This window comes from Bordetella ansorpii (assembly GCF_900078705.1).
Taxonomy (GTDB): domain Bacteria; phylum Pseudomonadota; class Gammaproteobacteria; order Burkholderiales; family Burkholderiaceae_B; genus Bordetella; species Bordetella ansorpii_A.
This window is the reverse complement of record NZ_FKIF01000007.1, coordinates 544,785-567,397: the sequence shown is the minus strand read 5'-3', so window position 1 is coordinate 567,397 and position 22,613 is coordinate 544,785. Positions and strand designations below refer to the sequence as shown.

The following is a 22,613-nucleotide window of genomic DNA, read 5'->3' as shown; positions in this document are numbered from 1 at the left end:
AGGAGCAGATTCGATGACGATGCAGGCACGTACGCGCCGCGGGTTCGCCGCCGCGCTGGCCGCAATGGGCGCCACCCTGATGCTGGCGCCCGCGCTGGCCGCCGCGCAGGCCACGGTCCAGGTCAAGCATGCCCGAGGCGTGACCGCCGTGCCGGCCCACCCCGCCAAGACCGTGGTGATGGACCTGGCGGTGCTGGACACTCTGCACGCCCTGGACGTCGAGGTGACGGGCCTGCCCGCCGCCGTCAAGCTGCCGCCGCAGCTGGCGCAATACCAGGACAAGCGCTATCTGAAAGTCGGTTCGATGTTCGAGCCGAACTACGAGGTGATCCACGCCGCCGCGCCGCAGGTCATCTTCGTGGCGGGCCGTTCGGCGCCCAAGTACGACGAGTTGGCCAGGCTGGCGCCCACGGTCGACCTGACCGTCGATCCCAAGGACCTGGTGGGCAGCGTCCGGCGCAACACCGAGCTGTTGGGCGGTATCTACGGCAAGCAGGATCTGGCGCGCCGGAAGGTGCGGGCGCTGGACGACTCGATCGCCGCGTTGAAGGCCCGCGCGGGCGGCGCGGGCACCGGATTGATCCTGCTGACCACGGGCGGCAAGATGAGCGCCTACGGCCCCGGTTCGCGCTTCGGCGTGATCCACGACGCCTTCGGCGTGAAACCGGCGGCGCCGGGCCTGAACGTGTCCAACCACGGCCAGGCGGTGTCGTTCGAATTCCTGGCGCAGACCGATCCCGACTGGCTGTTCGTGATCGATCGCGATGCCGCCATCGGCCGCGAGGGCGTGTCCGCCCAGCGCCTGCTGGACAACGAACTGGTACGCGCCACCAGGGCCTGGCGCACGGGACGCATCGTGTACCTGAACGCCTACAACTGGTATCTGCTGGGCAGTGCGGGCCTGGCCGGCATGCAGCAGAATGTCGACGACCTGGCCCAGGCGCTGGCCAAGGGCCTGTAGTCGAGTGACGGTGGCGAGGAAGAGCGGGTGACGTTGCGGTCGTGGGCGCGGGGATGGGGCGGGCTGGCGCTGGTGTCGGCCCTGCTGGTGGTGCTGTGCGTGATCAGCATCGGACTGGGGGCGAGCGAGTTCTCGTTCGGCGCGCTACTGGGCGGGCCGGACGCCGCGCGCACGTGGAAACTGCTGCTGGTCAGCCGCGTGCCGCGCACGCTGGCGCTGCTGCTGGCGGGCATGTCGCTGGCGGTGGCGGGGCTGATCATCCAGATGCTGGTGCGCAACCGATTCGTCGAGCCTGCCACCGCGGGCACGCTGGAGTCCGCCACGCTGGGCATCCTGGTGGTGACGCTGCTGATGCCCGGCATTCCCATGATCGGCAAGATGCTGGTCGCCACCGTTTTCGCGCTGGCGGGCACGCTGCTGTTCCTGGCGCTGCTGCGCCGCGTGCCCTTGCGCACGCCCTTCATCGTGCCGCTGATCGGCCTGGTGCTGGGCGGCGTGATCAGCGCGGCCACCACTTTCGTGGCCTACCGCTACGACCTGCTGCAATCGCTGCATGCCTGGACCGTCGCCGACTTCTCCAGCGTGCTGCGCGGCCGCTACGAACTGCTGTGGATCGGCTTCGCCCTGACCGCCGTGGCCTGGCTGGCGGCCGACCGCTACACCGTGGCGGGCATGGGCCGCGCGTTCGCGTCCAACCTGGGGCTGAACCATGCGCGCCTGACGCTGGGGGGGCTGCTGATCGTGTCCGCGATCTCGGCCATGACGGTGGTCACGGCGGGCAGCATTCCCTTCCTGGGCCTGATCGTGCCCAATGCCGTCAGCCTGCTGATGGGCGACAACCTGCGGCGGGCGATTCCCTGGGTGGCCGTGCTGGGCGGAGGCTTCGTGCTGGCCTGCGACATCATCGGCCGCCTGGTCCTGTATCCCTACGAGGTGCCCATCGGCACGGTGGTGGGCGTGATCGGCAGCGCGCTGTTCCTGTGCCTGCTGCGCAGCCGCAAGGCAAGGCTGGGCTGAAAGGTGGACCCACCCCAGAAGCGCTGCGCGCTCCCCCCTCAAGGGGCGACGCAGGCGGACCGGCGAAGCCGGGTCCGCCGCGTCCCCGATCAAGTGGCCGCCTTTTCCCGTGACGATCTGGGCGTGTGGTGATACTGAAGATATAAATGCCGAGACTCCTCTCTCCGAATGCGCGCCTGGCGGCCCTGGCCATCATGGCCCTGGCCTGCTGCGTGGCCTTCATGACGCTGGGCGCCAACGGCCAGTGGTCGTTCGTCATCCCGTTCCGTGGCGGCAAGCTGCTGGCGATGCTGCTGGTGGCCTACTGCGTGGCGGTGTCGTCGGTGCTGTTCCAGACCCTCACCCACAACCGCATCCTGACGCCCGCCATCATGGGCTTCGACGCGCTGTACGTGCTGATCCAGGCGCTGATCGTCTTCGGTTTCGGCCTGTCGGCCACGGCCACCGACGATCCGGTCTGGAAATTCCTGCTGGAAGCGGGCGTGATGACGGGCTTTGCCTGTCTGCTGTTCCGCTGGCTGTTCCGCGGCGAGGTGCGCAGCCTGCACCTGATGATGCTGGTGGGCATCGTGTTCGGCCTGCTGTTCCGCAGCCTGTCGGGTTTCGCCATCCGGCTGATCGATCCCAACGAGTTCCTGGTGCTGCAGGACCGCATGTTCGCCAGCTTCAACACCGCGCGCACGGGCCTGTTGCCCATCGCCGCGGGCGCCACGCTGGCCGTCACGCTTGCGATCTGGCGCATGCGGCGGCGCTACGACGTGCTGGCCATGGGCCGCGACATCGCCGTCAACCTGGGCGTGGACTACCGCGGCACGCTGATGGCCACGCTGGCGTGCATCGCGGTGCTGGTGTCCGTCTCCACGGCGCTGGTCGGGCCCGTCACGTTCTTCGGCCTGCTGGTCAGCAACCTGGCGTATCACGCCATGGGCAGCGACAGGCATCGCCACACCGTGCCTGCGGCCGTGCTGCTGGGCGTGCTCTTCCTGGTCGGGGGGCAGGCGCTGCTGGAGCGCGTGCTGGCCTTGAATACCACTGTCAGCGTCGTCATCGAGTTCGTCGGCGGCCTGATGTTTCTTTTCCTGGTCCTGCGCGGGGGGCGCCGATGATAGAGATCCAAGCAGTCAGCAAGCGCTACGCGGACACCGTGGTGGTGGACGACGTCACCCTGACCTTGCCCGCCGGCGGCGTCACCGCCATCATCGGCCCCAATGGGGCGGGCAAGTCGACGCTGCTGTCCATGATGAGCCGGCTGCTGACGCCGACGTCCGGGCAGGTGCGGGTGGACGGCCTGGACGTGGCCCGCGCCGACAGCCGCGAGCTGGCGCGGCGCCTGTCCATCCTGCGGCAGGACAATCACCTGCCGCTGCGCCTGACGGTGCGCGACCTGGTGGCGTTCGGCCGTTATCCGCACACGGGGGGGCGTCCCACGCTGGAAGACAAGGAGCACATCGACCGCGCCATTGATTACCTGGCCCTGACGCCGCTGGCCGACCGCTACCTGGACGAACTTTCAGGGGGCCAGCGCCAGCGGGCCTTCGTGGCCATGGTGCTGTGCCAGGACACGCGCTACGTCCTGCTGGACGAGCCGCTGAACAGCCTGGACATGAAGCACGCGGTGGCCATGATGCGCATCCTGCGCCGCGCCGCCGATGAACTGGGCAAGACCGTGGTGCTGGTGCTGCACGACATCAATTTCGCCTCGTGCCACGCCGACCGCATCGTGGCGCTGCGCCAGGGCAGGGTGGCGTGCCAGGGCACGCCTCGGGAAATCATCCGGCCCGAGGTGCTGCAGGACCTGTACGAACTGCCCATCGCCGTACATGAGCTGGATGGGCAGCGCATCTGCACCTACTACCGCTGAACAGGGGCAACCGGGCCGTCGAGTATCATGCTGGCGCCGGTCCCGCTCGGGGCCGGTCCATCCGGAACCGCGTCACGCATGCCCATCATCGAATTCACGCTTGCCGAAGGCAGCCCCTACATCGAAGTCAACCAATTGCTGAAGGCCACGGGCGTCTGCGACAGCGGCGGCGCGGGCAAGATGCTGGTGGCCGAAGGGTACGTCAGCGTGGGCGGCGTGCCGGAAACGCGCAAGACCGCCAAGATCCGCGACGGCCAGATCGTCACCTGCGGCGACGTGCGCATCGTGGTGCGCGCGCATCCGGCCGCCGCCGACGAAGACTGACCCCCATTCCCAGCCCCAACCCCGCAACGCCGCGAGCCGCCATGAAAAGCACGAGGTTCCAGAACTCCATCTTCGCCGTGCTGTCGCGTTCGCCGTGGTGGATGAGCGCGGGCGTGGCGCTGCTGCTGAGCGTGCTGGGCTTCGTGGCCTTGCCGCTGGAGTACGCGTCGATGGGCATGTTCGCGGCCGTGCCGTTCGTGGTCACCGCCGGCATCGCCCTGCGCAGGCAATGGAAGAACCCGTCGGGCGCGCGCGTGCAGGCCGTGACCGAGGCCGTGGCCGGCATGTCCTGGGCCACGTTCTCCACCCTGGCCGAGGCGGGCTTCAAACGCGATGGCTGCGAGGTCCAGCGCCTGCAACTGCCAGGGGCCGATTTCGCGCTGAACAAGGATGGCCGCGAGGCCATCGTCAGCGCCAGGCGCTGGAAGGCCGCACGCATCGGCGTCGAGCCCCTGCGCGAGTTGCAGGCCGTGCGCGATGAGCGCGGCGCCCGCGAAGCCATCTTCATCGCGCTGGGCGAGGTGTCCGGCACCGCCATCCAGTATGCGAAGGCGCAGAACCTGTCGTTGATGACGGCGCCGGAGCTGGCGAAGTTGCTGCGCGACCAGAAGCTCTAGATCGCGGATGCCCCTGGGCGGCACGGCTGTGTCCAGCCGGGTGCGTGCCTGGCCTCCACGCAGCGCGCGTCGGCCCGCGCACCGCCTCGGCGCGCGTTCTGCCTACATCCGGTAGCGCAGCGTCAGCATGGCATTGCGGCCATCGCCGAACACGCTGTAGAAGCGGCTGGGCGGACGGATGTAGTAGTCGCGGTCGAAGATGTTGTTCAACTGCAGGGCCACGTCCACGTTCGGGTTGACGCGGTAGCCGACCTGCGCGTTGTAGATGGCATAGCCGCCTTGCGAGATGCCGCGCGTGATGGCGCTTTGCGTCAGCATGCCGCCGCCCACGCTGAAGCCGTCCAGCGTGCCATCGGTGAACTTGTAGTGGGTCCAGAGCTTGAACAGGTGCTTCGGATCGGTGCCGTCGGTCAGGTCGGGTTCGTCGTTGTCGTACCTGACGTTCAGGTACGTATAGCCCGCGGTCACGTTCCAGTTCGGCGCAGGCTGGCCGGTCACTTCCAGTTCCACGCCCTGGTTGCGCGCGCGGCCGCCCGGAATGCTGCCGGTGGGATGATCCGGATCGCTGACCGCGCGGTTCTCGTCGTTGATGCGGAACAGCGCCAGCGTGGTGTTCAGGCGGTCGTCGAAGAACGAATTCTTCACGCCCACTTCGTACTGTTCGCCCGTGCGCGGCGGCAGCATGGCGCCGGTATACGTGGTGCTGGTCTGCGCCGTCATGAAGCGCGAGAAGTTGGCGTATGCCGTGGTGGCGGACGTCACGTCCCACACGATGCCGGCCGAGGGCAGGAAGCGGTGGTTGACGCGCGCGGTGGTTTCCCAGTCCTGCGGCGTCGGGATGATGGTCTTGGAGCGCTGCCGCAGGAAGGCCTCGCGCGCGCCCAGCACCAGCGTCAGCGGTTTGGCCAGCTTCACGCGGGCCTGGCCGTAGACGCCGTACTGCTCCATGCGGCCCTTGCTGCCGAAGGTGAACGGCACGTCGACATCGGGCACGTCGTTGGGGCTGTACAGGCTGAACAGGCCGCCCGGATAGGGGCCGGCCACGACCTGGTAGCCGCGCTTGTCGGTGCTGTCGACCTGCGAGTAGTTGGCGCCCACCGTCAGGATGTGCGTCAGGCCGAAGGCCTGGACGGGACCGGACGCATGGGTATCGAGGCCCAGCCAGTTGAACTCGCCGTACTGGGCCTGGTCGCCGAAGCGCGCCAGGCCCTGCTGCGTGGCGCCGGGGCCGGAGTAGGCATACTTGGAACGCAGTTCGCCATGCCGGTAGAACGCCGTCGTGCCCCAGGTCCAGCCGTTGTCGAAGCGGTGCGTCAGGTCGGCATTGGCTTCGGTGGTCTTGACGTTGGACCAGTTCCAGTCCGGGCTGTAGTTGTCCGAGTACGAGCCCGGCACGCGGCCGACCAGTGCGGTCAGGGAGGAATTGAACGTGCCCGCCGCGCCGTAGTCCACGCCGTGCTGCGAATTGACCTGGTACCCCGCCGACAGCGACAGGGTGGTGCGCGGCGAGAAATCGTAGTCCAGCGCGCCGTAGATCATCAGGTTCTTGTTGCGCGTGCCATCCACCGACTGCAGCGAGTTGTTGCCCGCGATCACCGTGCGGCCGCGCAGCGTGCCTTCCTTGTTCAGGGGGCCCGTCACGTCGAACATCTGCCGGATGCTGCCGAAGGTGCCGGCCTGCGTCTCGCCCGACATGTGGAATTCGTCCATCGGACGCTTGCGCACCAGGTTGACCGTGCCGCCGGGTTGGCCCAGCGCGTCGTCGGTCACGCCGGCCGGGCCGCGCAGCACTTCCACCCGGTCGTACATGGCCATGTCGAACTGCTGCTGGTATTGCAGGCCGTTCATGATGGACACGCCGTCGAACTCGACGCCCATCTGGTTGCCGCGCGCGCGGTAATAGGCCGTGCCGTCGCCGTAGTCCGTCGAGCCCACGCCCGTGACGTAGCGCAGGCCCTGCTGGATGGTGGATACGTTCATGTCGTCCAGTTGCTGGCGCGTCAGCACCGAGACCGAGGCGGGGATCTCCCGGATCGCCACCGGCACCTTGCCGACGGTGGCCGTGGTGGCGGCGTACGAGCCGCTGCCTTCCGTCGTCGCGTCATCCACGGCGTTGCCCTGCACCCGCACCGTGGGCAGCGTATTGCCGCCGGCGGGCGCGGGACGCAGCAGGTAGCCGCCGTTGTCCTGCCGCACGGCCTCGAGGTCCGTGCCCGACAACAGCGCCGCCAGCGCCGCGCGCGGCGTGTAGGGGCCGCTGATGCCGCGCGTGGTCTTGCCGCTGGTCTGGCTTTCGGTGAAGGTGAGCAGCATGTTGGCCGAGCTGGCCAGCTGGCGCAGGGCCGGGGCCAGCGGGCCGCCGGGAATGCTGAAGTCGCGGGTTTCCGAACCGGCCTCGGCCTGCGCCCGCGCGGTGGCGGGCAGCGCGGCGGCCAGCGCGGCGGCCAGCGTCAGGCCGCACGTGGCCAAGGCCAGCGCGATGGGGCGCAGGCGGGTGTTCACCGGCGTGCCGGGCTGGGTTTGTGGGTTGATGCGCGCACCAAGGCGCCCGACGATCCGCATGGGTTCCCCAAGAATTGGCGGTTGGAAAATGAAGTCCTCATGGGATAGGTGCCGCGAGACCGCGAATCGGGCAGGCGGAAATGCGGATTTCTTCGATTTATTTGTAACGGCGCTATCGCGGATCAGGCACGGCCTGTCAGGCACGGCCTGTCAGGCACGGCCTGTCAGGCACGGCCCATCAGGCACGGCCTTCGATCGTCACCCAGTAGCGGGTGCGTTGCCGGACCTGCACCGGCAGTACCTTGGGCAGCATGGCCAGTACGCGGCCGGTGTCCTCCAGGGGGAAGACGCCCGACAGGCGCAGGTCGGCCACGGCGGGATCGCAGCGCAGCAGGCCGGGCCGGTAGCGGCCCAGTTCCGCCAGGAAGTCGGCCAGGCGGACGTCCTCGGCCACGATCTGGCGGCGGGTCCACGCCAGGTCGCGTTCGGCCATGGCCAGGGGCGTGTCGACGGCGTGGCGCGTGAAGGCCGCGCGCTCGCCCGCGTGCAGGCGCCGGGTCTGGCCCGGGGCGGCGTCGGGGGTGACCTCGACGGCGCTTTCGATCACCGCCACCACCGTGCGCCCGTCGTCCTGCCGCACGGTGAAGCGGGTGCCCAGCGCGCGCACGCGGCCCTCGCCGGTCTGCACGATGAAGGGGCGGGGATCGGGCGCGCCATCCGCCATCGGGTGTCCGGTGGTGATCAGCACCTCGCCGCCGATCAGCCTGACCAGGCGCGTCTGGCCGTCGAAGCGGACGTCGATGGCGCTGCCGGTGTTCAGCAGGATACGGGTGCCGTCGGCCAGCGCGAGCGCGCGCTGCTCGCCGGTGCCGGTGCGGTAGTCGGCCGAGAGGCTCCGCCAGGTCTGTGTGCGCGAGGCCAGCATCGCCGTGCCGCCGGCGGCGCCGCCCCACAGCAGCAGGCGCAGCGCCTGCCGGCGGCCGCGGGGGGCGGGGCCGGCATAGGGCGACAGGGCCTGGTAGGCGGCATGGCGCTGCAGCGCGCCCAGCCGGCCGGCCATGACGGCCTCGATGTGCCGCCAGGCGCGCTCATGTTCGGCGTCGGCGGCGCGCCATTGCCGCCAGCGCTCGTGGTCGGCTTCCGTGGCCTCGCCGGACATCATCACCGTCAGCCATTCGGCGGCGGCGTCGGCGGTGGCTTCGCTGATGGGCTGGCCCCCAGCCATGGGGGGCGTGGCGCCGCTTTCGGATGAGACGCAGGGGCGGGGCGCGGACGTACAGGAGGCCGAGGTCATGGCGGGCTTCGGCCTAGCTCGACAGCGAGAACAGGCACTGCCGGTGGGCGCGCGTCAGGTATTGCTTGACCGAACTGGTGGACACGCCCAATCTGTCCGCGATGTCGGCGTAGCTCAGTTCTTCCAGGTGGGCCAGCAGGAAGGCTTCCTTCACCTTGGGCGGCAGGCCGTCCAGCACGCGGTCCAATTCCTGCAGCGCCTCGATGGCCAGGGCCTGGCTCTCGGGCGAGGGCGCCAGCGGCTCGGGCAGCGCGGCCAGCATTTCCAGGTAGCTGGTTTCCAGCAACTGGCGGCGATGGCGGTGCGCCAGCAGGCGGCGCGCGATGGTGGCCAGGAAGGCGCGGGGTTCGCGGATGCCGTCCGCCGTATCGGACGTCATCACGCTGACGAAGGTGTCCTGCGCCACGTCGGCCGCGTCGAAGCTGTTGCCCAGCTTGCGCCGCAGCCAGCCGGACAGCCAGCCGTGATGGTCGCTGTAGAGCGTATGCAGGTCGGGCTGCGCGGGAAGATCGGCGGCTGGCATGGGGCAACCGCAGGGCGGTTCGGACGTTCGTAATTATCGAATAAGAATCTTTATCATTTATAACCCGGTCGAGGCGCGCAGCGCAATCCGGCGCAAAGCCGGTGTCCAAAGGGATTGTGAATTTTTTCTCATGGCAGCATGCGGGCCGCCTCACGATACGCAAAGGGGCAGGGCGGAGCAACGGCGTCGCGGCCCGGCGCGCCGGCACGCCCCAGCTTGCGAGCTCCGCCTGAACTTCCGTCCGCGTCAGGGCGCGGGCGGGGACAGCCTGGTCCGTGGCGATGGGCGCGGCCGCGTCGTTGCCGGGGCAGTGGTCAGCGCGATGGCGGCGGCGCCTGTGATCGCGGGGCGTTGCACGGAATCGGCGCCAGGAAGGGCCCTCCGGGATCGCCCTGCACCGAGGGACATTCCTGCCATCCCCCCTGTCCTGCACGCGATTCGGATTGGATAAGCTGCCTGGCTTTCGGAGCTTCCCATCGCCGGCCGTTTCTTCCTTCTCGCGTTCATGCTGGGCAGCGCAGCCATTCACACCCAGGCTCGCCTGCCCGGGTTGCCGTGGCTGTGGGCGGCCGTGGCAGGGGCATCGCTTGCCGGCCTGGCGGCCGCGCGCGTGCAATGGGCCAGGCCCGTGCCGCGCTACGCCTGCATCGCCATCGCCGGCATCCTGGGCGGCGTGGCCAACACCGGCCTGCAGGCCCAGGCACGCCTGGCCGATGAATTGGCCGAGCGGCATCAAGACCACGTCACGCGGCTCACCGTGCAGGTCGTCAGCCTGCCGCAGGACGATGAGGGCCAACGGCGTTTCACCGCGCAGGTGGACGGCGCGCGCCCCGACGGCATTCCGTCCCGCATCCGCGTCTCGTGGCGAGCCCGGCCCGGCGAAGTCGATCGGCTGCCCGACGTGCGGCCGGGTCAGCGCTGGCGCATGGCCCTGGTGCTGCGCCGGCCTTACGGGCCCGCCAATCCGCACGCCTGGGATGCCGAGCTGCGCGATTTCGCCGAAGGCGTGCGCGCCGTGGGCACCGTGCGCGGCAAACCGGTGCTGGTCGACGAACAGCCCTGGGCGTCTGCCGGCGTGGTGATCGAGCGCCTGCGCCACGGCATCCGTGACGGCATGCGGCAGGCGCTGGAGGGGCAGCGCCATGCGCCGGTGCTGATCGCACTGGCCATCGGCGACCAGGCCGGCGTGGCCCGCACGGACTGGGAGATCTTCAACCGCGCGGGCCTCACTCACCTCATCGGCATCAGCGGCATGCACATCACCATGCTGGCGGCCTACAGCAGCCTGCTGGGCGCGTGGCTGTGGCGGCGGGCGCGGTGGCGTGGCGCCGGCCTGGGCGAGCGTCTGCCGGCCCAACTGGCGGGCAGCATCCTGGCGCTGTGCATCGCGCTGGCCTATTGCCTGCTGGCCGGCTGGGGCATTCCCGCGCGCCGCACCTTCTTCATGCTGGCGGTCGTGGCGCTGGCGGGCTGGTCGCGGTTGCCCTTGGGCGCGTCGCGCATCCTGATCCTGGCGGGCGCCGGCGTGGTCGCGCTGGACCCGTGGGCCTTGCTGTCGCCCGGCTTCTGGCTGTCGTACGGCGCGGTGGCCATCCTGATGCGCGTGGCCGAGCGGCAGTCCCGGCCGCCCAGCGGCATCCGCGAGCGCGCGCGCGGCATCGTGCGCGAGTTCGTCCGCGTGCAGGGCGCGATCACGCTGGCGCTGACGCCATTGCTGGCCTTCCTGGTTCTCCAGGTGTCGCTGGCTTCCCCGTTGGCCAATGCGATTGCCGTGCCCTTGATCGGTTCGGTGGTCACGCCGCTGGCGATGCTGTGCGGCGCATTCGCCGCGGTGCCTGGGGCACGGCCCGTGGCGTGGCTGGCGGGGTGGTTGGGACATGCGCTGTTCGATGCGTCCATGGTCCCCGTGACGTGGATCGCCAAGACGTCGTGGGCCGCCGTGGACGTCGCGGCGGCGCCCTGGCCGTTGATGATCCTGGCGTTGGTGGGCTGCGTGTGGGCCATGCAGGTGCGTGGCTGGCCGTTGCGGCATCTGGGCTGGGTCTTCGCGTTGCCGCTGCTGTGCTGGCGGCCCGACCGGCCGCCACCCGGCCAATGGCGCATGGCGGCGCTGGACGTGGGGCAGGGCAGCGCCATCGTCATCGAGACGGCCACGCAGGTGCTGGTGTACGACACGGGCCCGCGCCGCTACGACGGCACCGATGCGGGCGAGCGCGTCCTGGTGCCGTATCTGCATGCCCGGGGGTTCCGCGCGCTGGATACGTTGGTCGTATCGCATGCGGACCTGGATCATGCCGGCGGGCTGGGCAGCCTGCTGAAGGCCATGCCCGTCGGCACGTCATATGCCTCGTTCGACATCGCCGCGCATCTGCGGCGCGAGGGGGCGGTGAGGCAGCAGCGTCCGGAAGAGGCGCCTGCCATGCCCATGAACATGCACGGTTGCGAGACGGGCATGCAATGGCAAGCCGACGGCGTCACGTTCCGCTTCCTGCATCCGCCGCCGGGCAATGTACGCAAGGGCGCGAAGGATGGCGGCGACAACGCGCGCAGCTGCGTGTTGCTGGTGGAAGGCAGCCTGCATTCCGCGTTGCTGCCCGGAGATGCGGGAACCGCGCAGGAAGCCGTCTATGCACGTGATGTGCCCGCCGTGGACGTGGTCGCCGCGCCGCATCACGGGTCGGCGACCTCGTCGGGAATGGCGCTGGTGCAGGCGGTGGGTGGGGCGCACGTCGTCGTGCAGGCGGGATACCTGAACCGCTTCCGCCATCCGTCGGGACCGGTGATGGCGCGTTGGCGCGCGGCCGGGTCGCCGTTGTGGCGGACGGATCTGCAAGGGGCCGTGATCGCGCGGTCGGCGGCGCAGGGCCTGCAGGTATCGGCGTATCGAGAGACCGCGCGGCGTTATTGGCATGCGCCGTTGCCGAAACCGTAGCGGCCCTGGCGGCGGCGGCGCCGTGACTGCCGGGACCGTGGCCCAGGCGACGGGCGCTGCCGCAATCCATCGCGTAGCGATAAGATGAGCCTCATCGCATCCCCCTCCGGAGCCGTCAGCATGCTGGAACCCCGCCTCGAATACGTCACCTGCGCCAGTCCGGCCGGCCTGCATCGCATGGCCTACTGGGAGTGGGGCGATCCCGCCAATGACCAGGTCGTGGTGTGCGTGCACGGCCTGACGCGCACCGGCCGCGACTTCGACGAACTGGCCCGGCAACTGGCCGGCCGTTATCGCGTGGTGTGTCCCGACGTGGTGGGGCGCGGCGCGTCGGACTGGCTGGTCAACCCGGCCTTCTACACGATCCCCCAATATGCGGCCGACATGGTCACGCTGCTGGCCCGCCTGCGGCCCTCGACGCTGTATTGGGTGGGCACATCGATGGGCGGGCTGATCGGCATGGCGCTGTCCGGCTCGGCCACGATGGCGCGTGCGATCCGCTTCAACGGTTCCTACACGGGCGGCCATCCGCAGGCGCTGCCGGCCACCGGCGCCATCCGGTTCGACAAGCTGGTCTTGAACGACGTCGGCCCGCGCCTGGATGCCAAGGCCTTGCAGCGCATCGGCGACTACGTCGGCGCGCCGGGCGAATACGCCTCGTTCGCGCAGGCGGTGCAGGCGGTGCGCGAAGGCTCGGCCACTTTCGGTCCGCACACGGACGAACAGTGGGAGACCTTCACGCGGCGTGTGTATCGCGAACGCGGCGATGGGCATTGGGTGAAGCACTACGACCTGGGCCTGGCCGTGCCGATGGCGGCGCAAGGCCCGGAAGTGCTGGCCGCCGGCGAACAACTGCTGTGGCAGGCCTACGACGCCGTGGATTGCCCCATCCTGATCGTGCGCGGGGCCGAGTCCGACCTGTTGTCGGCGGCCACGCTGGCCGAGATGCAGGCGCGCAATCCGCGCGCGCGCGCCGTGTCGTTCGATGGGGTCGGCCATGCGCCGACCTTGATGACGCCGGCTCAGATCGAGCCGGTGGCGCGGTTCCTGGGCGAGGCCTGAACCCCGGGTCTAGCTTCCCGCGCCCGCCGGCGTCATCACCACCATGACCTCGGCGGGCGCTTCGCCGCACGACAGATACACATGCCCGACGCCGCTGTCGAAATACAGCGACTGATGCCGCGCCAAGCGCATGGATTCGCCGGTCTCGAAGCGGATCTCCACCTCGCCCGACAGCACCATCAGGAATTCCTGTCCGGGATGGCGCACGAATCCCTCGAACTCGTCCGCGCCGCGCGCCAGGATGCGCCCATACATCGGCGTCATCGACCGTCCCGGGTATCGCGCGGCCAGCAGCTTGTAGTCGTACGGGCCGGTGCGGTATCCCGGAGCATCGGCCCAGGTCTCATGCAACGGCTCGGCGCGCCCGGCGGCCGTCTGCCCGCCCGGCCCGAACAACTGCCCGATATCCACGTCCAGCGCCCGTGCCACGGCGGCGAACTTCTCGTAGCTGATCGACACCTGGCCCAGCTCCATCTTGGACAGCGTGGACAGCGCCACCCCGGTGCTGCCGGATAGCTCCTGCAAGGTCAGTCCGGCCGTCTTGCGCAGGGCGCGCAGGCGCAGCCCCAGGCTCTTGCGGTCGGCCAGGATGTCGGAGGGCGGTCGGACGGATGGGGTGGGCATGGGCTGGATGACAAAGTCGTGTCGGGATTTTCCCTTAAATGCAGCCTCCAGGCCGCATTTCCGAGGGTTTTCCGATTGACGTCCATTTTTTCATATCTGAGAATTCTCACATACGAGAATTGGGTGAGGAAAATCGCGCGATGGACAGCAAGGACTACGAGGTCGTGATCGTCGGGGCGGGCATTGCCGGCGCCTCGCTGGCGTATCGCCTGGCGGGCCGTTGCCGCGTGCTGTTGCTGGAGCGGGAGCCGCAGCCGGGCTATCACTCCACGGGCCGGTCCGCGGCCATGTTCATGGAAACCTACGGCACCGACCAGATCCAGGCGCTGACGCGGGCCAGCAAGACTTTCTACGAGCATCCGCCCGAGGGCTTCTGCGACGCGCCGTTGATGCATCCGCGCGGCTGCCTGTACATCGCCACGTCCGAGCAGGCCGACCTGCTGGACGAAGCCCTGAAGGCCGCCAGCGCCCGCGCCGACAACGTGCGGCGCCTGACGCCGCAAGAGGCATGCGACCTGGTGCCGGTGCTGCGTCCCGAGGCCGCGGCCAGCGGCGCGATGTTCGAGGGCGATGCGCGCGATCTCGACGTGCATGGCCTGCATCAGGGCTTTCTGGCGGCCGCGCGGCGCGGCGGCGTGCAATTGCAGTGCAATGCCGCCGTTTCGCGGGCGAGTCACGCCGACGGGGCCTGGACATTGACGCTGGCCAATGGCGACACGATACGCACCGGCCTGCTGGTGAACGCGGCGGGCGCCTGGGCGGACGAACTGGCTGCGCTGTGCGGCGTGCGCCCCATCGGCCTGCAGCCATGCCGCCGCAGCGCCTTCACCTTCGCCGCGCCGCAGGGCGCGGAGATCGGTTCCTGGCCCGCCGTGGTCGGCATCGACGAAAGCTTCTATTTCAAGCCCGATGCGGGACAGTTGCTCGGCTCGCCCGCCAACGCCGACCCGGTGGCGCCGCACGACGTGGTGGCCGAGGAACTGGACGTGGCCATCGGCATCCATCACATCGAAACCGCCACCACGATGTCCATCCGCAGGCCCGCGCACGTGTGGGCCGGCCTGCGCTCCTTCGTGCCGGACGGCGACATGGTGATCGGCCCGGACGACGCGCAACCCGGCTTCTTCTGGCTGGCCGCGCAGGGCGGCTACGGCATCCAGAGCGCGGCCGGCGCATCGGCGCTGGCCGGCGCGCTGGTGCTCGACGAGGCGTTGCCGGATGAACTGGTTCGCGAGGGCGTCGATCCCGCGCTGTTGTCCCCGGCCCGCCTGCGGACGTCCGCATGAGGGTTTCCTGACGTTTTTCACGGCTGCGGACGCATTGCCGGAAAAGCAGGGGACCGGCCCGGCACGCCGCACCGATTTTTCAGCAGCGACAGCAGTAGTCTCTACAAGGGGAAAACCATGTTCAAACAGGGCAGGCTGTTCATTCTGGCGTGCATGGCCACGGGCGCGGCGATGATGGCGGCAAGCGCATCCGCCGCGGGCTATCCCGAGCGTCCCATCCAACTGGTCGTGCCCTTTCCGCCGGGCGGCTCGGGCGACGTGCTGGGCCGCATCCTGGCCAAGCGCCTGGGCGAAGCGCTCAAGCAGACCATCGTGGTCGAGAACCGTGCCGGCGCGGGCACCATCCTGGGGGCGCAGTACGTGGCCAAGGCCGCGCCCGATGGCTATACCTTGCTGATCAGCTCGGGCACCACGTTCACCGTCAATCCGGCGGTCTACGACAAGCTGCCGTACGACCCGGTCAAGGATTTCCAGCCGGTGGGCATGGTGGGCCGCGCGGCGCTGATCATCGTGGCCAATCCCAAGACGGCCTTCTCGGACGTGAAGGGCCTGGTGGCGGAAGCGAAGAAGGAAGGCGACAAGTTCTCGTATGCCTCGTTCGGCGTCGGCACCACCTCGCACTTCGTGGGCGAGATGTTCCAGCAGGCCGCCGGCACGACCATGACGCACGTGCCGTACAAGGGCAGTTCGCCGGCCATGACCGACCTGATCGGCGGGCAGGTGCCCATCCTGTTCGACACCGTCGTGGCCGCCATCCCGCAGATCAAGGCGGGCAAGGTCAAGCCCATTGCCGTTACGACCGCCAAGCGCGCGGCCTCCTTGCCCGATGTGCCGACCGTGGCCGAGTCGGGTTATCCCGGCGTGGACATGGACACCTGGATCGCGGTGTTCGCGCCGCGTGGCGTGCCCGCGCCCGTGCACGATGCCTTGCAGCGCGCCCTGAAGTCGGCGCTGGCGGACCCGGCCACGCAGCAGCAACTGCGTGCGGCAGGCTTCGAGCCCACGTCGATGGATGGGGCGGGCGTGGCTGCCGAGATCGCCAAGGAAACGCCGCGCGTGGCCGAAATCGCCCGCCGCGCGGGCATCAAGGCGCAATGATTCATCCTGGCGGGGACGCACATCATGGGGGGATCCGGCGACGCGCCGCGCCCGCGCGCCGGATGAGGCCCTTCGGCAACTTCGCGTTCGAGTTGGTCCCGGGTCTGAGGTCGGGTAGCTAGCCTTGCTCCCCACCTCTACAATGTGCGCATGGATACCGCCATGCTCAACTTCGACCTGCACTGCCATTCCACCATCTCCGACGGCGCGCTGTCGCCGGCCGAGGTGGCGGCGCGTGCGCACGGCCATGGCGTCGATGTCTGGGCATTGACCGACCACGACGAAGTCGGCGGCCTTGCCGAAGCCGCACAGGCGGCTCAAGACCTGGGCATGCGCTTCATCACCGGCACGGAAATCTCCATCACATGGGCCAAGCAGACCGTGCATATCGTGGGCCTTGGGTTCGACCCCAATAATGCCGCCTTGGTCGAAGGACTCCGCGCCACGCGCTCGGGACGCTCCGAGCGCGCCAAGCGTATCGGCGAGCGCCTGGCCGCCATGGGCATGCCCGGCGCCTACGAAGGCGCGCTGCCGTTCGCCGGCAACCCCGAACTCATCAGCCGCACGCACTTCGCCCGCTACCTGGTCGAAGCCGGCTACTGCCCCGACGTGCAAACCGTCTTCAACAAATACCTCGGCGACGACTGCCCCGGCCACGTCCCCATGCAATGGGCCACGCTGTCCGAAGCCGTCGGCTGGATCCTGGGCGCAGGCGGCCGCGCCGTCATCGCCCACCCGGGCCGCTACAAGTACACCCCCGTGCAATTCGGCGCACTCTTCGACGAGTTCATGCAACTGGGCGGCGAGGGCATCGAAGTCATCACCGGCAGCCATACCCCCGAAGAGGCCCGCCAGTACGCCGACGTGGCGCGCCACTACGGCATGCTGGCGTCGCGCGGCTCCGACTTCCACAGCGAGCGCGAAAGCAAGGCCGACCTGGGCATGCTGCCCATGCTGCCGCTCGACCTGAAGCCGGTCTGGCACGACTGGGTCTAGGCCAGGCCGGGCCTGGCCTGATCTTGGCTTGAGCGGATCGAGCCTGATCGATCCGCCCAAGCCCAACCCCGACCCCAAGTCCCCCCTCAGGCCCATTACTTGCTCCCAGCCGTCCTCCACGGCTCGCGATATATTCCTCCTCATGAACAAGGCTTTCGTCAAAGAATCCGACCGCGACGACGAGGACGACGTCCCCGAAGCCGCGGCATTGCCGGCCGGCACGCGCAACTACATGACGCCGCAGGGCTACGAGCGCCTGCGCAATGAACTGACGCACCTGATGAACGTCGAGCGTCCCTCCGTGGTGCAGGTCGTCTCCTGGGCCGCCTCCAACGGCGACCGCTCCGAAAACGGCGACTACCTCTACGGCAAGAAACGCCTGCGCGAGATCGACCGCCGCATGCGCTTCCTGACCAAGCGGCTGGACATCGCCGAAGTCGTCGACCCGGCCCTGCAGCCCAACCGCGACCAGGTGTTCTTCGGCGCCACCGTGAAGTACGTCGACCGCGCCGGCGAGGAACATACCGTCACCATCGTCGGCGTGGACGAGGCGGAACCGCTGGCGGGCCGCATCAGCTGGATCTCGCCGGTGGCGCGCGCGCTGACCAAGGCAAGGGAAGGCGACACGGTCGTGCTGCGCACCCCGGGCGGCGTCGACGAGCTCGACATCATCGAAGTGCAATACCCTTCGTAACGATTACTGCGGCGCAGCGTGGCGGCCATGTCGTTGACATCGCCACCGCGCCTCAATACGATGGAGTTCCTCTGAAGACGCCCTCCCGGTCCGCCGGGAGGGCGGTTCTTTTTGACTTCCTCCCTCATACCAAGGAACGTCTGAAATGAACCCGCCTTCCACCGTCGCGCCCGCCGCGCTGGGCTACGTGCAATACGGCAGCGGTCCCGTGCACGTGCTGGTCCTGCACGATTGGCTCGGTGACCGCGCCAACTACGATGCCGTCATCCCGCATCTGGACGGCAGCGCTTTCACCTACGTCTTCGCCGACCTGCGCGGCTACGGCTCGTCCCTCCATCTGCCGGGTTCGTACACCGTGCAGGAAATCGCCGCCGATTGCCTGGAGTTGGCCGACCGGCTGGGATGGCAGCGCTTCTACGTGGTCGGCCATTCGATGACGGGCCTGGCCACGCAACGCATCGCGGCCGATGCGCCGGATCGCGTGGCAGGCGCCGTTGCCGTCTGCGCGATCTCGGCGGCGGGCAACAAGCTGGATCCCGAGTCGTATGCCTTCTTCCGCAGCGTCGCCACCGACGACGAGGCGTTCCGCCGGCTGGTGGGCTTCGTGTCGCCGGGCCTGCCGGCCGATCTGGTCGAGGCCAAGCTGCGGCGCCACCGCAAGTCGACCGCGCCCAAGTCGCGCATTCCGTATCTGGACATGTTCGTGCACGCCGACTTCGCGGATGAAGTCACCGGCCTGCCCACACGCTACCTGATCGTGTGCGGCGGGCAGGAGAAGGGGCTGAGCGAAGAGATGATGCGGCGTACGTTCATGGCGCAGCATCCGAACGCGCGCCTGCACGTCATCGCCGATGCCGGGCATTACCCGATGCAGGAACAGCCGCGCCGGTTCGCCGAACTGATCCAGGCGTTCTTCCGCGAGTAAGGGCCTGGCGTGGCCCGGCACGTCAAAAGAAAACGGGTGCCAGCTTTTGGCTGGCACCCGCCGATGGGCAGGACTCTACGTTCCATGCCCGCGATGGGCAGCGTCTGGCGCCGCCCTCTCCCCTGGGCTGCTGCTTATCCGGTTCTCCGCTTACTTCTTGCGGGCGGCGATGGCCTTCTCGGCCATGTCGACGAGATCCTCGCCGATCTGTTTCTTCCACTTGTCGTAGACGGGCTTGGTCGCCGCCACGAAGGCCGCATGCTGTTCGGGCGTGAGCGAGGTCACGGTCACGCCGTGGCCCTCGATCTCCTTCAGCAGCGACGAGTCTTCAGGCGTCACGCCCTTGCGCGCGATGACGATCTGCTGCTTGGCCGCATCCAGCGCGGCCTGGCGCACGATGCCACGGTCTTTCTCCGTCCACGAATTCCACACCTCGCGGTTGACCACGTAGATCAGCGGGTCGGCCACGTAGTTCCACAGGGTCAGGTACTTCTGGCCCACGCTGTACAGCTTCGAACCCGTGTAGATGGACAACGGGTTCTCCTGGCCGTCCACCGCGCCGCTGGCCAGCGCGGGCTGCGCATCGGCCCAGCTCATCTGCGTGGGGTTGGCGCCCAGGGCGGTGAAGGTATCGATGTACAGGGGCGAGCCGACCACGCGCAGCTTCATGCCCTTCATGTCGGCGGGCTTGCTGATGGGCTGCTTCGAGTTGCTCAGTTGGCGGTAGCCGTTCTCGCCCCAGGCCAGCGGCACCACGCCGGCTTTCTCCACCAGCTTGGACATTTCCTTGCCCACGTCGCCCTGCACCAGCGCGTCGATGGCGGCGTAGTCGGGCATCAGGAAGGGCAGGGAGAACAGGTTCAACTGCTTGATCTGCGGCGACCAGTTGATGGTCGAGCCCACGGCCATGTCGATCACGCCCTGGCGGATCGCGGTGAATTCACGCGTCTGGTCGCCTTGCACCAGCGACGTGCCGGGATAGACCTTGATGTTGATGCGGCCCTCGGTGCGCTCGCGCACCAGGTTCGACCAGATCTCGGCGCCCTGGCCCCACGGGAAGGTCGTGCCCACCACGATGGACAGCTTGTACTCCGACTTGTAGTTCTGCGCGTAGGCGGGCAAGGCGCCCAGCGAAGTGATCGCCGCGATGGCGGCCGCGCCCAGCAGTTGCTTGAGTTTCATGGTCGTTCTCCTCTCTTTATCGTTTCGTGGCCCATGGGCCGTCCGCTTGTTGTTGTTGCGCTTGCCCTAGTAGCCCAGCCGGTGCGGCAGCCACAGCGCAAGCTGCGGCCAGATCAGCACGGCGACCAGCACCAGGAACATCGACGCCAGCATCCACACCACCCAGCGCACCGTCGATTCCATCGGTACGCGGGCAATGCGGCACGACACCATCAGGTTCACGGCCAGGGGCGGCGTGAACTGCCCCAGGGCCACCTTCAAGGTCAGGATCACGCCGAACCACACCGGATCCCAGCCATATGCCTTGGCGATGGGCATCAGCAGCGGCACGAAGATCAGGAAGATCGAGATGCCGTCCAGGAACATGCCCACCGTCATCAAGAGCAGCACGATCAGCGCCAGCACGCCCCATTCGCCCAGGCCCGAATTGACGATGGCGTGGGTGATCGGGTCGATCACGCTCAGCGTGGATAGCGCCCACGCGAAGATGCCTGCCAGCGTGACCACCATCATGATCACGGCCGACAGCTCGGCGGCTTCGCGCAGAATCGTGAACAGGTCGCGCACCTTGATCGTGCGGTGAATGCACATGCCCACGAACAGGCCATAGAACACCGCCACCACGGCCGCCTCGGTGGGCGTGAACCAGCCCATGCGCATGCCGCCCAGGATCAGCACGGGCGCGGCCAGGCCCCACAGCGCGTCGCGCAGGCTGGCCCAGAACGGCGGGCGGGGCAGGTGCGCTTCCAGCGTGCCCAGCTTGTGGCGGCGCGCCAGCCACACGGCGGGCACGATCAGCGCCAGTCCCGTCAGGATGCCGGGCACCATCCCCGCCGCGAACAGCGCGGGCACCGAGGCCCCAGGCACCAGCACCGAATAGATGATGAACGCCACCGACGGCGGAATCAGGATGTCGGTGGCCGCGCCCGCCGCCACCACCGCCGCCGAGAACGACCCGGGATAGCCCGCGCGCGACATGGCGGCGATCATCACCGCGCCCACCGCGGCCGCGCAGGCCGGCCCCGATCCCGAAATGCCGCCCAGGAACATCGCCACCATGATGGCGACCATCGGCAGCATGCCGGGGCCGCGTCCCACGACGGCGATGGCGAAGTCGACCAGGCGGCGCGCCACGCCGGAGCGGTCGAAGATCGATCCCACCAGCACGAACATCGGAATCGCCAGCAAGGGATACTTGGCCAGCCCGGCGTAGAAATTCTGCGGCACGGCCAGCAGCCCGAACCACGTCACGTCCAGGTTCGACAGCACGATGGCCACCGTGCCCGAGATGCCCAGCGCCACGCCCACCGGCGTGCCGATCAGCATCAGCGCGATGAACAGGGCGAACAGGATTCCCGCGATCATGACGCTGCCGACTCACGCAGCAGGCGGCGCAGCATGCCCAGCACGCGCAGCGAAATGGCGCCGGCCATGATGGGCATCCAGATCGAATACCACCAGCTCGGCACGCCGATGGCGGGCGAGGTCTCTTCGTAGATGAACTCGTCGTACACCAGCCGCGCCGACAGCACGGTCAGCAGCATGAAGAACCCCAGCACACACCCATTGGCCGCCAGCGCCATCAGCTTCCGCCGCCGCGCGGGCCCCTTGTCCGCCAGGATCTCGATGCGGATGTGGTGGTTGCGCACGAACGCCGACGCGCCGCCCGCCATGGTCAGCACGATCAACAGGAAGATGGAGATTTCCTCGGTCCAGGCGAACGACTGGTCCGTGAAGTAGCGAACCAGCACGTTGGCGAACGTAATCAGTGCCAGCGCGGCCAGCACGATCACGGCCAGCCAGTCTTCGATGGCCAGCGGCACCTTGACGGCCGGTTCCGGCTCCGGAGCAATGATGGGTTCGACGGGTTCGGCCGGATCGTCAGAGGGATGCATCAGACAACGTATGGGGGTGGAAAGCGCCGGGGCGCGACTGCAGAATGGACGCATCCTAACCACGCCACGCCGCCCCGTTACCTCGTGTTTTCCCGCAGTGCAGGACGGGAGCAACATGCTGCGGGGCAATAAACGGTGCGACGAATTGGCATAGGGCCGGGGCTAGATGGCTGTGCTGAAAGGAAGCTGCAAGGTTCTTGCGATGCAGCATTCGTGTTGATGCGTCGGGGAATTTTTTTGTAACTTGGGGCAGGAGGCGTGCTTCGGAGGGCTTGCGGCGATTTGTGTTCTTCTGACGCCATAGTCGTATCTGCGAAGTCTCGTCCTCGCGCTTCCGCGCTCCGGGCGCGACTTCTCCGACACGCCTACGGCTCGCAGCAACGCCATTCGGCGACGGGACCTACCCGAGATTGTTTTCCGATTCCCCTAGACCTGGACCGGAAGCCCGTTCTAGCCACCTCTTGTTCATCTCATTCAGCGCTATCTCTCCCATCAGTACTTCATCTTTCTGCGCAGGCTTGAACGCATTCGTGATGGGATATCACGTTAGTAGTTGAAACGTGGTGCAGCAGTTTGGGGGGGAGAGCGGACAACCTTCGCAGAAGCGGGCGAGCGTCTCAAAGAGAGACAGGGGTTTGAATCTCGATGATTGAAGATGTCGTGAGGCGGGAGCATGACGGAGAGTTCACGCCCGGAGCGCGAAAGCTGCGCTCGCAGCGCGAGGACGAGAATTCGCAGTTGTGCTCCCGGCGCTAAAGACCCCAAATCATTGAATTAAATAAGAATTCCTCTAAAGAGCCCCCGAGAAATCGCAAGAAAA

General features: G+C 68.2%; 20 protein-coding genes. 13 read left to right on the top strand and 7 right to left on the bottom strand.

Translation table 11 applies throughout. The features are described from left to right. Window positions 1–13: 13 nt before the first annotated feature. The 6 genes from A6745_RS18310 (at window position 14) to A6745_RS18285 (ending at window position 4,780) form a co-directional block, all read left to right on the top strand. On the top strand, window positions 14–961 hold the full coding sequence (locus tag A6745_RS18310) for a siderophore ABC transporter substrate-binding protein (protein WP_082853136.1): 948 nt from the start codon (window positions 14–16) through the stop codon (window positions 959–961). A 27-nt stretch (window positions 962–988) separates the two neighbouring features. Continuing rightward, window positions 989–1,978, top strand: a complete 990-nt coding sequence (locus tag A6745_RS18305) for an ABC transporter permease (protein WP_082853135.1) — start codon at window positions 989–991, stop codon at window positions 1,976–1,978. Window positions 1,979–2,124: 146 nt separating this feature from the next. Then, entirely contained in the window at window positions 2,125–3,084 is a 960-nt protein-coding gene (locus tag A6745_RS18300; RefSeq protein ID WP_066130231.1) for an iron chelate uptake ABC transporter family permease subunit, read from the top strand. Next, window positions 3,081–3,839: an iron ABC transporter ATP-binding protein gene (locus tag A6745_RS18295; RefSeq protein WP_066130228.1), complete on the top strand. Its 759-nt coding sequence runs from the start codon at window positions 3,081–3,083 to the stop codon at window positions 3,837–3,839. Before A6745_RS18300 ends, A6745_RS18295 begins: the two co-directional genes overlap by 4 nt. Window positions 3,840–3,917: 78 nt before the next feature. Beyond that, window positions 3,918–4,163, top strand: a complete 246-nt coding sequence (locus tag A6745_RS18290) for an RNA-binding S4 domain-containing protein (protein ID WP_066130227.1) — start codon at window positions 3,918–3,920, stop codon at window positions 4,161–4,163. Window positions 4,164–4,204: 41 nt separating this feature from the next. After that, window positions 4,205–4,780, top strand: a complete 576-nt coding sequence (locus A6745_RS18285; RefSeq protein WP_066130225.1) for a restriction endonuclease — start codon at window positions 4,205–4,207, stop codon at window positions 4,778–4,780. Window positions 4,781–4,882: 102 nt separating this feature from the next. On the opposite strand, the gene A6745_RS18280 is transcribed toward A6745_RS18285, so the two are convergent. The 3 genes from A6745_RS18280 to A6745_RS18270 form a co-directional block, all read right to left on the bottom strand. Then, window positions 4,883–7,342, bottom strand: coding sequence for a TonB-dependent siderophore receptor (locus tag A6745_RS18280; protein WP_082853134.1), 2,460 nt, complete (start codon window positions 7,340–7,342; stop codon window positions 4,883–4,885). A gap of 178 nt (window positions 7,343–7,520) precedes the next feature. Continuing rightward, window positions 7,521–8,576 (bottom strand): FecR domain-containing protein, encoded by a 1,056-nt coding sequence (locus A6745_RS18275; RefSeq protein ID WP_231886036.1) that lies wholly within the window; start codon window positions 8,574–8,576, stop codon window positions 7,521–7,523. Window positions 8,577–8,589: 13 nt separating this feature from the next. Next, window positions 8,590–9,099 (bottom strand): sigma-70 family RNA polymerase sigma factor, encoded by a 510-nt coding sequence (locus A6745_RS18270; RefSeq protein WP_066130221.1) that lies wholly within the window; start codon window positions 9,097–9,099, stop codon window positions 8,590–8,592. Window positions 9,100–9,604: 505 nt separating this feature from the next. On the opposite strand from A6745_RS18270, the gene A6745_RS18265 reads away from it, so the two are divergent. Both A6745_RS18265 and A6745_RS18260 read left to right on the top strand, forming a co-directional pair. Next, on the top strand, window positions 9,605–12,031 hold the full coding sequence (locus A6745_RS18265; RefSeq protein ID WP_066130219.1) for a DNA internalization-related competence protein ComEC/Rec2: 2,427 nt from the start codon (window positions 9,605–9,607) through the stop codon (window positions 12,029–12,031). A gap of 120 nt (window positions 12,032–12,151) precedes the next feature. Then, window positions 12,152–13,093 carry an alpha/beta fold hydrolase gene (locus tag A6745_RS18260; protein WP_082853133.1) on the top strand — a complete coding sequence of 314 codons (942 nt, stop codon included), beginning with the start codon at window positions 12,152–12,154 and terminating at the stop codon, window positions 13,091–13,093. 9 nt (window positions 13,094–13,102) lie between these two features. Here the strand turns inward: A6745_RS18260 and A6745_RS18255 are convergent, their stop codons facing one another. After that, window positions 13,103–13,717 (bottom strand): helix-turn-helix domain-containing protein, encoded by a 615-nt coding sequence (locus tag A6745_RS18255; RefSeq protein WP_066130215.1) that lies wholly within the window; start codon window positions 13,715–13,717, stop codon window positions 13,103–13,105. A 140-nt stretch (window positions 13,718–13,857) separates the two neighbouring features. Here A6745_RS18255 and A6745_RS18250 point away from each other — a divergent pair, with 140 nt between their 5' ends. The 5 genes from A6745_RS18250 to A6745_RS18230 all read left to right on the top strand — a co-directional run bounded on the left by A6745_RS18250 (window position 13,858) and on the right by A6745_RS18230 (window position 18,716). Next, window positions 13,858–15,003 (top strand): NAD(P)/FAD-dependent oxidoreductase, encoded by a 1,146-nt coding sequence (locus A6745_RS18250; protein ID WP_066130213.1) that lies wholly within the window; start codon window positions 13,858–13,860, stop codon window positions 15,001–15,003. A gap of 117 nt (window positions 15,004–15,120) precedes the next feature. Continuing rightward, the gene (locus A6745_RS18245; protein WP_066130211.1) at window positions 15,121–16,101 is read left to right on the top strand and encodes a Bug family tripartite tricarboxylate transporter substrate binding protein; all 981 of its coding nucleotides are present in this window, start codon (window positions 15,121–15,123) and stop codon (window positions 16,099–16,101) included. Window positions 16,102–16,251: 150 nt separating this feature from the next. Further along, entirely contained in the window at window positions 16,252–17,097 is an 846-nt protein-coding gene (locus A6745_RS18240; RefSeq protein WP_066130209.1) for a 3',5'-nucleoside bisphosphate phosphatase, read from the top strand. A gap of 142 nt (window positions 17,098–17,239) precedes the next feature. Further along, a complete protein-coding gene (gene greB / locus A6745_RS18235) occupies window positions 17,240–17,791 on the top strand; it encodes a transcription elongation factor GreB (RefSeq protein ID WP_066130207.1) in 552 nt (183 codons plus the stop codon). A gap of 145 nt (window positions 17,792–17,936) precedes the next feature. Continuing rightward, complete coding sequence (locus tag A6745_RS18230) at window positions 17,937–18,716, top strand: alpha/beta fold hydrolase (RefSeq protein WP_066130205.1); 780 nt, start codon at window positions 17,937–17,939, stop codon at window positions 18,714–18,716. 150 nt (window positions 18,717–18,866) lie between these two features. Here A6745_RS18230 and A6745_RS18225 read toward each other — a convergent pair whose 3' ends face one another. The 3 genes from A6745_RS18225 to A6745_RS18215 all read right to left on the bottom strand — a co-directional run bounded on the left by A6745_RS18225 (window position 18,867) and on the right by A6745_RS18215 (window position 21,793). After that, window positions 18,867–19,898 (bottom strand): DctP family TRAP transporter solute-binding subunit, encoded by a 1,032-nt coding sequence (locus tag A6745_RS18225; RefSeq protein WP_066130203.1) that lies wholly within the window; start codon window positions 19,896–19,898, stop codon window positions 18,867–18,869. 66 nt (window positions 19,899–19,964) lie between these two features. Beyond that, on the bottom strand, window positions 19,965–21,263 hold the full coding sequence (locus tag A6745_RS18220) for a TRAP transporter large permease (protein WP_066130202.1): 1,299 nt from the start codon (window positions 21,261–21,263) through the stop codon (window positions 19,965–19,967). Further along, a complete protein-coding gene (locus A6745_RS18215; protein ID WP_156513437.1) occupies window positions 21,260–21,793 on the bottom strand; it encodes a TRAP transporter small permease in 534 nt (177 codons plus the stop codon). The genes A6745_RS18220 and A6745_RS18215 overlap by 4 nt, the downstream gene beginning before the upstream one ends. Window positions 21,794–22,613: the final 820 nt, after the last annotated feature.